Origin of the sequence: Pectobacterium sp. 1950-15, assembly GCF_037136835.1 — a bacterium.
GTDB lineage: Bacteria > Pseudomonadota > Gammaproteobacteria > Enterobacterales > Enterobacteriaceae > Pectobacterium.
In genome coordinates this window covers 62,536-75,673 of the sequence record NZ_JBBBQR010000013.1, presented here as the reverse complement: position 1 = coordinate 75,673, position 13,138 = coordinate 62,536, and the positions used below count along the sequence as shown (strand labels likewise).

General features: G+C 50.2%; 8 protein-coding genes. 1 reads left to right on the top strand and 7 read right to left on the bottom strand.

Annotation, left to right across the window (positions count from 1 at the left end; all coding sequences use genetic code 11):
* Positions 1-149 precede the first annotated feature (149 nt).
* Positions 150-1,286, top strand: coding sequence for an alpha/beta hydrolase (locus WCT94_RS15125; protein ID WP_336870209.1), 1,137 nt, complete (start codon positions 150-152; stop codon positions 1,284-1,286).
* Between the two features lie 204 nt (positions 1,287-1,490).
* Here the strand turns inward: WCT94_RS15125 and WCT94_RS15120 are convergent, their stop codons facing one another.
* From WCT94_RS15120 to mnmE, 7 genes are all read right to left on the bottom strand, one after another.
* Positions 1,491-2,552: an HNH endonuclease gene (locus tag WCT94_RS15120; RefSeq protein ID WP_336870208.1), complete on the bottom strand. Its 1,062-nt coding sequence runs from the start codon at positions 2,550-2,552 to the stop codon at positions 1,491-1,493.
* 5 nt (positions 2,553-2,557) lie between these two features.
* On the bottom strand, positions 2,558-4,357 hold the full coding sequence (locus tag WCT94_RS15115) for a restriction system-associated AAA family ATPase (protein WP_336870207.1): 1,800 nt from the start codon (positions 4,355-4,357) through the stop codon (positions 2,558-2,560).
* Positions 4,354-5,991: a restriction endonuclease subunit S gene (locus tag WCT94_RS15110; RefSeq protein ID WP_336870206.1), complete on the bottom strand. Its 1,638-nt coding sequence runs from the start codon at positions 5,989-5,991 to the stop codon at positions 4,354-4,356. The genes WCT94_RS15115 and WCT94_RS15110 overlap by 4 nt, the downstream gene beginning before the upstream one ends.
* The gene (locus tag WCT94_RS15105) at positions 5,988-7,658 is read right to left on the bottom strand and encodes a type I restriction-modification system subunit M (RefSeq protein WP_336870205.1); all 1,671 of its coding nucleotides are present in this window, start codon (positions 7,656-7,658) and stop codon (positions 5,988-5,990) included. The genes WCT94_RS15110 and WCT94_RS15105 overlap by 4 nt, the downstream gene beginning before the upstream one ends.
* Before the next feature lie 17 nt (positions 7,659-7,675).
* The gene (gene dinD / locus WCT94_RS15100) at positions 7,676-8,545 is read right to left on the bottom strand and encodes a DNA damage-inducible protein D (protein WP_336870204.1); all 870 of its coding nucleotides are present in this window, start codon (positions 8,543-8,545) and stop codon (positions 7,676-7,678) included.
* A gap of 28 nt (positions 8,546-8,573) precedes the next feature.
* On the bottom strand, positions 8,574-11,372 hold the full coding sequence (locus WCT94_RS15095; protein ID WP_336870203.1) for a type I restriction endonuclease subunit R: 2,799 nt from the start codon (positions 11,370-11,372) through the stop codon (positions 8,574-8,576).
* 276 nt (positions 11,373-11,648) lie between these two features.
* Positions 11,649-13,013 (bottom strand): tRNA uridine-5-carboxymethylaminomethyl(34) synthesis GTPase MnmE, encoded by a 1,365-nt coding sequence (gene mnmE, locus WCT94_RS15090; protein WP_336870202.1) that lies wholly within the window; start codon positions 13,011-13,013, stop codon positions 11,649-11,651.
* Positions 13,014-13,138: the final 125 nt, after the last annotated feature.

Genomic DNA, 13,138 nt, shown 5'->3' with positions numbered 1-13,138 from the left:
TTTATAACATATGAACATTAATGTTATCTAATTTAAGCGTCTAATCATCACCGGTTGTTCTAACTAAAATAAATCTCATGGGTCACAAAACCACCAACCCCATACCAAACAACCACGAATCAATACTCTGTTTTTAAAGGAAATTTATCATGAATGTCCTTCCTAAGAAGCTGACAGCCATCGCGTCTGCTTTGTTACTGAGTGTCGCGTTAACCGGAGTTTCCACTATGACGTATGCACAAAACGCCAATCCTAATCAGCCCGTTTCCATGGTGACTCAATGGGATAAGACGTTTGCTCAAAGCAATAACGTCGACCACCGTAAGGTGACCTTCCAGAACCGTTACGGGATTACTCTCGTGGGCGATCTCTACATCCCGAAAAACCGGGGAGATCGTAAGCTGGCCGCCATCGCTGTGAGTGGGCCTTTTGGTGCAGTGAAAGAGCAATCAAGCGGCTTATATGCACAAACGCTGGCTGAGCAAGGTTTTATCACGCTGGCGTTTGATCCTTCCTATACCGGTGAAAGCGGTGGCCAACCACGCAACGTTGCCTCGCCTGACATCAACACTGAAGATTTCAGTGCAGCCGTTGATTTCCTTGGCCTGCAAAAAGAGGTCGATCGCAACCGGATCGGCTTGCTGGGTATCTGCGGCTGGGGTGGCATGGCGTTAAATGCGGCAGCAGCCGATACGCGGGTGAAAGCGGTAGCCACCAGCGTGATGTACGACATGAGCCGTGCGATGGGGCATGGTGTGGGTGATGGCAAGGATCGCTATACGACTGCCGATCGCCGTGCTGTATTGCAATACCTCAGCGAACAGCGTTGGAAAGATGCGGAAAGTGGCACCTTTGCGACTGGTGGGCACGATCTTTATGTTGATAAAGACGGGAAGGTCACGGCGGCTAGCCGTATATTGCCGGAAGCGCTGCCAGAAAATCCGCATCCGGTACTGAAAGAGTTTTTTGACTACTATCGTGTACCTCGCGGCTTCCATGATCGCTCTGTCAACTCAACAAGCGCGTGGAAGGCGACAATGCCGCTGTCGTTTATGAATATGCCGCTCCTGAGCTATGCGAGCGAAATTACTGTCCCGACATTGGTCGTCACCGGTGAACAAGCTCATTCGCGCTATTTTGCTGAAGATGCCTACAAATTAGTCGGCAGCACGCGTAAAGAGCTGGTAGTGATACCGGATGCCAATCATGTGGACCTGTACGACAATCAGGCAGGCAAAATACCGTTTGATAAATTTGAACAATTTTTCAAAACAAGCTTGCGGTAAATACCATCGAGGGTGAGAAAGCATTAGCGCCAACAATCTCACCCCGCTATACACCGTGTAGCCTTTGTTTTTGCCGAGGCTACACGAACATAAACAAATAGGCAGAGCGGTTCATGGGATCGTTTTAACCCATGTTCGCGGTTTTCTCATCGAAGTTCGATCTTCCAGAGGCCCGCAGCTAACTTATTGGCAACCAATAAACTGTCAAAAAATCCCGATCTGCCGACAAGCATCGAGAAAAGCGCCCTTAAGAAAATTACTTTCATAGCAAGGGTATTTCTCGCATTGTTCTAGCTCTTTGTTTAAAGCATCTTGAGAAATTTGCTTGTAGTTTTCATTTTCGTCTAGTACGCGCTGTAACCAGTATTTCGTTCCAAAAGAAAGACATTTAGCCGTGTAACGTTCGCGTATTTTGTAAAGCCTATTCCAGGTTTCGATTTCCTCGTCATACCCTGCACAACTCAGATCAATGCTAATTTCCTGCGTAGTCGCTGGAATCTGGTCAACCGAGTTGAAATATACCGATACTTTAATTGGGTAGCTGGCAGCTGCATAAGGGTAAAAAGCCTTTTTCTTGACTCCAGCCTCATCTTGAAGCGGATCTTTTGCCCCTTTATTTTGTGAATTACACTTGTAACATGCGGGTGCCAGATTTCTAAGATTGACTGAATTAAATGGGTATTTACTTGCAGGCAGGTAATGGTCGTAAGCCTCACGGGTTGGATCAAACTCAGAATCTATCGGCATAAGACCACAAAATGGGCAACAAGGAATATCATTTAGAGCGGAAAATGTTTTGTAGTGCTCTTGCAAGTCCGCACCAACATGTTGTTTAACTACTTTTAGTTCAAAGAAGCCGCAGCTATAGAGATTACTGAAAAAAACTTCTATCGCTTGCATCAATACATTTTTAGTTTTTGCGATGTAGCGACTGGGTTCTTTTTTTCCCTCACAAAGCGCTTGGATATCATTATTGGCCATGAAGATTTGTCGATAAGATCGGATATCTTCAGGACTAAGCTGTTTAAATTCTTGGAAGATTTGGTTTACGTGGCGATAAAAAAATGCACCGGCTCCCTTCTCTATGCCAGCCAAATCAGCCCGATGTAGTTCCTCCATGATGGAATATAAAGCAGGCAATCCCTTGAACAGTTCAAGGCTGTATTCCTTATGTGGTGCACAACACCACACCCTGTCAAAGATGTAAGCAACAAAACCGTGCATGGCGCGCATAGGGTGACGAGGACGCTTATAAGGGAATAACATCAGTCCTACTCCTTATCGACTTTTTTCGCCTGTACCAAGGTATGTACGGCTAGCGTACGTTCAATTGAGTCTCCTATAGTCTTCATGATGTTGCGAGCAAGGCCATAAGGGTCGGTTTTCGACATCGGATCACTGATTAATTGTTCCAATAATTGTTGAGCAACTTCTCCAATAGTTTCATGTTTCCCGAAAGTTTCATGCGTGATCTTGTTGATCGACGCCCCCAGCGTGTTGTAGGTCGGCTTGCTAATGCTGACCGTACCGCTGGCTTGGTCCTTGGCAAACACCAGTACCTTTTCTGGCTTGCTGTCGGAGATCAGGAAAGGCGTATGGGTAGTGATCAGCATCTCCTGATTTGCCTTCCCCGTAGACGACAGGCATTGACGCAGGCGGGTGATGAAGCTGGCACGCCAGTGCGGGTTGAAGTGTGTTTCGGGTTCGTCTAATAGAAACAAGCTGTTGGTTTCGCGGAACAGCAGGCACAGACCGAGGCTGTGCAGCAACTGGTGCTCGCCGTCAGACAGTTCCTTGAGCAGCATCGGTTTTTCTACGCCTTGCTTCGTAAAGTAAAAATTTTTAAAGCGCATGATGCGCTGATCGGAGGCTAGCGTTGGCACCGTTTCGCTGACGTAGTGGCTGTTTGAACGATACAGATCGGCCTTGAGCGTATCACTCACCGTATAAAGATTGAGCGATAGCAATACTTGAAATGCCTGGAATAGCGCCAGTGCCGAACCATCGAAGTTTTCTTGAAAAGCCTGTCGGGTGGCGCCATTCACTCTGTAGTCCAGAATTAACGTATCCGTCGCTTCATCGTGAAAATGCAGCGTGGCACAACGTTTAAGCTTTCCTACAATAGCGGTGCGTTCATCGGCCTCAAGCCCCTGAAGCAAATTAAGCCGGTAATCGCCAGTTTCCAGATCACGATAAACCATATCGCTATCGGTAAAGTGACCATCCTGTATTTCAGTAGGCAACACGTGCTCACCTGAAGTGAAGTCTGCAAGCTGCTGATGCGTGATCGGTACGCTGCGGCGCAGAATGATGCGGAATTCCCGCAGTTCCTCGATACCGACATCCTCACGGAAGGGTTGGAGCGTAGTCTCATCTTGAAACAGCAGATTGCACAATAGGATGGCCTGGCTGAAACCGTTGTCCAGATAGGCTAGCCGTGTATCGGGATGGCCGGGATAAGAACTTTTTCTAGTTAAGGCATCCCAGTATTCATCAAACTGGATGAAACGCATCTTGAAAAACGGCAGGCTGAGAATCTCGTTTTCACCAGAGGAGTAGCCCAGAACATACTGCGGCAGCAGTAAGTCGCGTTCTTCATCATTGAATCGGCTGAAAGAAAACTCCTCAACCGGCGACGCTTCATTTTTCTTCCTGCCTAGCCAAGGCGATTTGTCCGGCTCTTTAATGACGACTACGTGGGCGAATGCTGGGCTGCCGGAAGAGCGGTATTCTTCCGGCAACGTGATGAGGTATTCCAGCTCATAGGCGTTGGGATTGCCTTCATGATCTTTTATGCCCTCAGGATTGTCATCGGGGTCGTACTGAAAAGTTTCAGGCAGAAAATTGCGGCGTACTCGCTGCACTTCTAACTGAAAGAAGATCGCTGCTAGCGCTTCAAGTAGGTTGGATTTGCCGCTGCCGTTGAGGCCTGCACAGATGAAGGGCTCGAAACCTTCAGGTTGGGCTAGTTCTTCCTGTAAGCCCCATTCGGTACGGAAGTGGTGTTCAAAACCATAAGGCAGGCTACGAAAGCCTGCCGGGTCCGTGATCTTGAGGCGTAGCAGCTTCATGCTGAAACGGCCTTTAATTCGATAGCGTTACCTAAGACTGGTGATCCATTTTCGCTATAGTAAGCGATGTTTTGAGTCTGTTTAAGACGGCCTGCATCTATCGCTTTGAACACCCATTTTTTGATGCTCTCGTAGTCGCTTGCGCCTAGTTTGATGTCATTGTCTGGGTTCAGTTCGACCAGCCGTTCTTGTGCCATTGCCATAAAGTCTTGCACTGAAAACGGTGTGCTGGAAAGTTGTCTAAGATAAACCTCCAACCATTGTGTTATCAATGTGTTGCGAGCTTCGATATTTTGCAATGTTGCTGGTAGGTTGTCAGGAGCAGGTAAGTGGATAGCATGCGCTTCTTCTTCCGGCTTGGCGACGTGAATTCGGGTGGTAACTGGGGGAACTGGTTGATCGGGGAGAGGCACACGCGACAGATCCAATTCGCCCTTGAAGGCCTGCTGACTGAGTGCGCCGTAAAGGGCTTCCAGCTCGGTGAGGCTTTGTTGGTAGCGGGATTTTATGCTTTCTACTTTTTCGACAATGGTGGCGAATTGGTTTTGCAAAGTTAACGGGGGGATCGGCAAACTGGCTGTCTTTAGATTCGTCTTTGAAATATTTGGCATCGAGCCAGCAGCGCCCGCTGCTAGCGATTGAATGGCCTTACGTTGTGAATCACAAGTAAGTAGTTTCCATATAAAGATTGGATTTATTCCTACGCCCTGTTTGAAAATAAAGCGGAAAATGAGATCTGGCATCAGAAGCTTTGGCCTAGTACTAAAAACATAAGCGCAAGCAGCTACTAACTCGTAGGTGTTTTTCCTGCTAAACAGCAAATCTCCTGCTTTGATTTCATCACGTGATGATGGGGCTACGTCGTTTGGCAGTGCTTTATTTTCAGTCTCATCGAATTTGCAATGTGTTACTGCGCTCAGTTTGAGCACCCCCCATTCACCGGGTTCGGCTCTTCTGGCTTCACACTTAGGACTCTTTCCACTTTCAATTTCGGCGAGTAATTCGGAAAATTGAATATTATTCCACCCCTTCTCATTCCGCACCGGATCGCCAAACATCTCCAGAAACACGCTTTTGAGCAGCTCATCGAGCTGTCGCAGGTGTTGTTTGCGCTGGGCTATAAGCCCCTCCACCTTGTCAAGCAGATGGACAATGCGGATTTGGTCGTTGGGGGAAGGTAGGGGGATTTTTGCTAATTTAGCAAAGCCTCGAGAGATACCACCAATTGCAGCACCTCGAAAATCCTTCAGAATTTCCTTCTGGCCTTGTGGAGATTTCAAGAAGCTAAAAACGTATCGAGGATGTGCAATCGCACTGTCGACAGTGAGCGCGAAAAGGTGCTCATTAATGGCTGCTCGTTCAAAAGGGAAATCCGAACTGACATAACTTACCTTACCCGTAGTTGCACCGTCTTTAACTATCAAAATGTCATTCTTTCTTACGATTCCGCTTTTCAGGTTCGTGAAGAATTCCTCGTCAATATATTTAAGATTCCCTAGGCGGAAGCCACCGTCGTTGTTCAGGTGTTCTCCACCAAGGCTTGGAACCGTGCCGGTTGCGCTAGATACGCCGCCTTTTGGCCGTTTTCCCGATTCAAGGGCTGCAATGACAGTCGAAAGAGAGTCAATCCTCATCCCACCATCCCCTTCAGTTCCAGCAACTCACGCATGATGCCGCTCTGCACCTTGGCCAGGTCTGTCTCTTTCACATCGCCCACTTCTGCCTGAATCAGCCGATCCAGAATCACACTTGGTTTGTCGTACTGTTCTTCCTCAAATACATCCTGCTTGTAGCGCGATAGAGAGAGATCGTAGTTCTCTGCCTCAATTTCGGTTCGCGGCACCATAAAACACGTGGTGGTACGGTCGCTTTTGTCATCAGGAATAGCCGCTGCATCGCGGGCGTGGTACTTGGCAATGATGTCCTGCAGGTCGCCATAACCTTCCTGTTTAGTGCGTTTGTCATCCAGCGAATAGCCATCTGCGGCCATCTCATAGAACCAGACATGCTCCGTAGCGGGTTTGGCAACTTTGTCCTTTTGCCCCCAGACCTTGGTGAATAGCAAAATGGCGGTGCTGACCCCGGCATAGGGTTTGAACACGCCGCTGGGCGCGGTGATGACAGCCTTGAGGTCGCAGCGTTCCACCAACGTTTGGCGTAGATCTTTGAAGGCCTTAGCGGAGCCAAACAGTACGCCCTGCGGTACGATCACGCAGGCGGTGCCGCCTTTTTTCAGCAGACGATAGATATTCTCGACAAACAGCAGCTCGGTCTTGGTCGTGGAGAGTTGCAGATTTTCGTTGATGTCACCCTTATCGATACTGCCGGTAAACGGCGGGTTGGCTAGCACGATGTCGTATTTGGCTTCCTCGGTGTAGCCCTTGCTCAGAGTGTCCTGATAGTCGATGTGTGGCTCGTCGATACCGTGCATCATTAGGTTCATCAGGCCCAGACGCACCATGGTGGCGTCGATATCGTAGCCGTACAGACTTTCCTGCAAAGAGAGCTGCACCTTGCGGGTTAATCCGGCTGCTACCGAGGTGCGGATAAAACCATCTTCATCGGGAGTGAGGTCTTGTTTACCATCTTTTATAGCCAACTGGGTGACGATGTACTGGTAAGCGCCCAGCAGAAAGCCGCCAGTGCCGCAGGCCGGGTCGGCGATGTGCTGGCCCAGTTTCGGCTGCACCAGATCGGCCATCAGCTTGATGATGTGGCGCGGGGTACGGAACTGGCCGTTCTTGCCGGAGGTGGCAATTTCTGACAGTAGGAATTCATAGACATCCCCCTGGATGTCCTGAAAGGCTTGGCCTTTTTCTTGAGAGTCCCTCTCCATTATTTCGAAAATGTCGTCGATGGTTTTCACCGCTTCCACCAGCAGCGTTGGCTTGGGGATGATGAATACCGCATTCTTCATATGGCGAGTGAAATTGGATTCAGCGCTGTTCAGGTCTTTCAGAAAGGGGAATACCTTGCCCTGAACTAGTTGGAGCATTTCTTCAGCATGTTTGCGTTTAAAGCTACTCCAACGCAGTTCGCTCTTGTCGATAGCAAATTGCTCTGCATTAGGCTGATTGCGGTATTCAGGGGGAATCCAAGTGCCAGCGAACTTGGAGGTGTATTTATCATTGGTCCATTCAGCATCGGCCTGCCGTTTCTGATCCAACTCGTCCAGTCGTTTCATGAACAGCAGATAGGTGATCTGTTCGATGGCGGTGAGTGGATTGCTGATGCCACCGCTCCAGAATTTGTCCCAGAGACGTTTGATGGCGCTTTGCAGGTCAGGGTTGTTTTGCAGCATGGTTCCGGTTTCTCGATTCAGTCTTTGTCTTGGTGTTTATAAGCCGGGAGTTTACCGGTTTTCTTGAGCAGTTTCTTTTCTTCCGCCTTAACGCGACGCTCCAGCTTTTTTATGTCTTCTTCTGCAGGGAGTTGTTCGGGCTGGATGCCGCGTTGGCCGAGCATGTCGCGCACGCTGCGGTTGTTCTGCTCATGCTCACGGGTGATCGTCGGTTCACCATGCAGTTGTTCCTGCATAACGTTGTGGTTGGTCATCTCGGTGGCAAGGTTCTTGGCTGCAATGGTCAGCGTTGGCAGAAAGTCTGCCAGTGGACGGGCCTGAGTAATACCGTAACGATCTTTCATCATCTGCGTAGTGTTGCCACCGAACAGTGCGGCATCGCCTTTGGAGCGGATGCGGCCAAAGCCCTTGTCGTCAATGCCGCGTTCATAGAGGTTTTGCGACAGCGTTTTTTCTGACTCCCTCAGGCGCTCGCGAGCATCCAACCTGGCTTGCAGGCGCATGCGATCTTCTATCAATTCTTGCTTGCGGGTCTGGATGGCAAAGTAGCTCTGGGCAAAGGCGATGGCTTCCTTGCGCGGGTCGCCATTCTGGGCAATGAGGTAGCAGGCATAGCGGGTGAGCATAAAGTCTTCGACCGATCGATCTGCGCCACTCCCGATTCTGACCATTTTCGTGACGCCACGAAAATGGTCTGTTTCTTCATAGCCCGTTGTTTTGCATGACTCTATTGCCCGCATGATTGCCGTTTGGAAGTTCTCCCAGCGGGCGTAGCCGAGCGGTTCCATCAGATCGCGGGCAAACCAAAACTCGATCCCATCTTCGGGGATGATGTGGCTCAAGTCATCAAAGTGACTTTTTAGCTGTTGAATAATATGGGATTCCATTCAGTTTCTCCTGTTGTGTCATTTGCCATCACGCTGCCAGATTCTCGGTCAGTTGCAGAATTTCATTGATTTCTGCCAGATTGAATACGCCACGAATGCCTTGTGGGTGAATAACTGTGAAGGGGGCGTCGATCAGGTCTTTCTTCTCCACTTTTTCGCGCTCAATAATGAAGTTCTTCAATAGATTGAGAAATTCCATCTGGCGGCTAGACAAGGTGGTGTGGGCTCGGATGAACTGATCAAATGCAGCACTGACTTCATCTGGGAAGCTCTGCAACACGTGGATACCGAGGATATGGCGGATGAACTGGATGAAGCGTGCCTTGCGGTTCTTATAGATCTGGCGCAGAAGATCTTCAGTGATGTGTGGATGCTCGTCCTGCAGCAGCTCGGCCAGTTGGCCGGCCTCCTCTTCGCTCACTACCTCGCCATTCTTGATTTTCTGCAGCACTGGGTTGTGTGCGGTAAGTTCGGCTATCATCGCCTCGACCATCTCACGGTAGCGGCTGGTGCTGATGGCTTCATGCTGCGGACCGAATTCGACCATTTCTTTATTATGCAGAACATCAGTGAGATCCAGATGTACTGGCCCGGAACTTGTGCTCTGTTCACGGAATTTCATCAACGGGGCGAGTTTTGCCACCAGTTCATCGAAAGTATCTTCATCAGTCTTGGCCCAGTAGTGGCTGGTCTGCGCGGTATGAATCAACGTTTCCTGCTGCTTGACGAAGCTGACTGACAGCGGCAACTCGCCGATCTGCTCGACGATACCATCTTTGAGTGTGTTGGCCTGCTCTTTGTCTTCGTTGAGTATCGCCAGTGAGTATTCGAGCACATCGCGCTCGAAACGCATGGCCTTGAAATCAGTTTCCGATACGATGCGGAACAGCGGCTTGATCTCGGCTCGCAGAAATTCTAGCTTCTGAGGCGTCAGATTTTTCCAGAAATTTTCTTCCTCCAGCCGAGCCAATGCAGTAGCGGCGTCCTTGATCACCACGGCGTTACTGGGCAATGTTGAGATCTGCTGACGCAGCTTTATAATTTCGCGTGTGGCAATGTCATCATGGTCACACGCAATGGCTTTGTCGATCTTGTCCAGACGTAGACCCACCAAACGCACGGGTAGTGGTAACTGAGCCTTGAGCGCCTTGCCTTTGGGCTGCAGCTTGAAGTATTCGAAGTTGTCCCAGCAGTCGAGGATTAGGAATACCTCTTTCTCTGTACACCAGGGGTTGAGTTTGCTGGTTTCCAGCAGACGCGTACCACGCCCGATCATCTGCCAGAACTTGGTGTAGGAATATACCGGTTTGGCAAACACCAAATTAACGATTTCGCGCACGTCGATACCCGTATCGAGCATGTCTACGCTGATTGCGATGCGTGGCATGTCGTTGTGGGTAAATTGATCCAGCAGGCCGTTCTTGCCATAGACACGTGGGTCATCTGATACCAGGACCTTCGCCAGCTCACCATGGTATTGTGGATAGAGTTTGTCGAATATTTCTTCGACACGGCGGGCATGGGCCTTGGAAGTGCAGAAGAAGATCGTCTTGCCGGGCAATACACCGTTGGCATCTTTGACGCTCTCTTCCATGAACTCCCTGACGATTAGGGTATTGGTACCTTTGTTGATCACCTGTTTTTCAAGTTGGGAACCTTCAAAGTTGATCTCTTCGATGTCTTTACCCTGCAGAATGAGCTTTTTCTGGTCTTCCAGCGAGATGGTGCGCTTGCTGATGCCCTCCATCTGAAACTTGGTCTGGATCTTCATGACCTGGAAGTTGCAGAGATAAGGTGGTTTACGGTCGACAGCTTCTTCGAACGTGTAGGCAAAGGTGGGGAGGCCATCCTCACAATGGAAGAGCTCAAAGGTGTTATGGTCAATAATATCAGTCGGTGTAGCTGTTAGACCTAGGGTGATCGTTTTGAAATAATTAATGACTTCGCCGTAGGTGTTGTAGATGGAGCGGTGGCTTTCATCCACGATGATGACGTCGAAAAAATGCGGTGATAAATGCTGGGCTTCATCGCGGATGATGTTGAGCATCGTTGGGTAGGTGGCTACGTAAATGCGACGATCCTTGGCGATAATTTTTTCGCCCACGTTAGGCCACCGTGGTTCACTGGGCAAATGTTCTTTAAATGCTGCTAAGGCTTGCTCGCGCAGAGCTATGCGGTCGACCAGGAACAACACCTTCTCGGCGTGGCCTGCGCGCATCAGCGCATCGACCATGGCAATGCAGGTGCGTGTTTTACCTGTACCCGTAGCCATTACCAGCAGGAAATCGCGTTTTTTCTGCTCGATGCCTTCAAGTACCGCGCGAATGGCGTGGATTTGGTAATCACGTCCGGCAATCGACGTGTTGATGAAGGCCTGTGTGAGCGGTTTACGATTACGGCGGATGTAGGCAAAACGCTCCAGATCGTCGCGTGTTGGAAAGCCAACGACTTTGCGGGGTGGAGTGTTCTCAAGCTCCCAGAAATAGTGTTCAAGGCCGTTGCTGTAGAAGCAGAATGGTAGTTCTCCTCCCAGTTGCTTCTGGATGCTGTAGCAATACTGTTTGGCTTGCTCTCGCCCCAATGCTGCATCACGGCCAATATTCTTGGCTTCGATCACGGCCAGAGGCTTGCCATCCTTGCCCAGCAAGACGTAATCGCTGAACTGATGACTCTGATAGGAAGGGGAGGGCTCGGCAACTCCCGTAGGTTTGACCGTGAGGATGTTGAATTCTTCGATGACCTGGGTCGGGTCTTTGACGTTCCAACCTGACTGTGCGAGCTGCTGGTCAATCAGGGCGGCGCGTGTCTGTGCCTCGGTTTTAGACATGCCTAGAATCTTCCTGGTTCATTGACAGAGTATCTCCATGTATATCATCCAGCATCGCCAGAAATTCGGTCGCCTGAACGTAACTGACACCGTGTTACAGTGAAACTAACCCATTGTCTGCTGTTTTACACTAGCCACAGGAGCTGAATTAATCCACCGACACAAAAACCCTTGGTTCTAAGCAGGTTTTGATTGCTGTCAATGGAACAAAAAATCTCGCATAACAATCAGCTATGCGAGATCAGCGGAAGTGAATGGACGCTTACGAACTCAGCGTCACTTCCCAATACAGAAGCTCGAGAAAATACGGCCTAACAGATCGTCGGAGGTGAATTCGCCGGTGATTTCACTCAGGGACTGCTGTGCCAGCCGCAGTTCTTCTGCCAGCAGTTCGCCCGCGTAGGCGCTCACCAGTTGTTCTTTCCCCTGAATCAGATGCTGTGCAGCCAGTTCCAGCGCTTGCAGATGACGACGTCGAGCCAGGAAACCGCCTTCCGTGTTGCTGGTGAATCCCATGCTTTGCTTGAGATGGTCGCGCAGTGTATCGATGCCTTCACCTGTACGGGCGGACAGTCGGATAAGTGAGTGAGTATTCACATCTTCGATGCCGAGCATTTCACCCGTTACGTCGGCTTTGTTGCGTACCACGGTAATCGGCAGCGTTTTTGGCAGGCGAGCCATAAATTCCGGCCAGATTTGCTCAGGTTCGGTCGCCTGCGTGGTGGTGCCATCGACCATGAACAGCACACGATCGGCTTGTTCGATTTCCTGCCAGGCGCGCTCAATACCAATGCGTTCGACTTCATCGCTAGCATCGCGTAGCCCGGCGGTGTCGATGATATGCAGCGGCATGCCGTCGATATGGATGTGTTCACGTAGTACGTCACGCGTGGTTCCGGCGATATCCGTCACAATGGCGGCTTCACGGCCTGCTAACGCATTGAGTAAGCTGGATTTACCGGCATTAGGGCGACCTGCAATTACGACTTTCATCCCTTCACGCAACAGGCTCCCCTGATGTGCTTCGGCTCGGACGGCATCCAGATCGGCCATCACACCATTTAACTGCGCTTCAATTTTGCCATCGGAGAGAAAGTCGATCTCTTCATCTGGGAAGTCGATGGCAGCCTCGACGTAGATTCGCAGGTGAGTAAGTGCTTCCACTAACTGATTTATACGGGTGGAGAATACGCCTTGCAGAGAGTTCAGCGCTGATCGAGCGGCCTGTTCCGAACTGGCGTCAATCAGGTCAGCAATAGCTTCTGCCTGCGCAAGATCGAGTTTGTCGTTCAGGAAGGCACGCTCGGAGAATTCGCCGGGGCGTGCAATGCGCACGTTGGGCAGGGTCAGAATACGTTGCAGGAGCAAATCAAGAATAACCGGACCGCCGTGACCCTGAAGTTCTAGTACGTCTTCACCGGTAAAGGAGTTCGGGCCGGGAAACCAGAGGGCAATACCCTGATCGAGCGTGGTGCCGTTGGCATCGCGAAACGGCAGGTAATCGGCGTGACGTGGTTTAGGGAGCTTACCCAGAACGGCCTGTGCTACCTCGGCGGCGGCCCGTCCTGACACGCGTAAAATACCCACGCCTCCGCGTCCCGGTGGCGTGGCTTGGGCGACGATGGTGTCGGTATTACTCATGATGTTCTCTCTGCATTGATGCCTGTCTGGCAGGCTATTTTACGTATCGTTGGCTGATAAAACAGCCATTAAAAAAATAAGGCGGTCAATGACCGCCTTACGCTTTCTATCGGTTAGCCATCAAC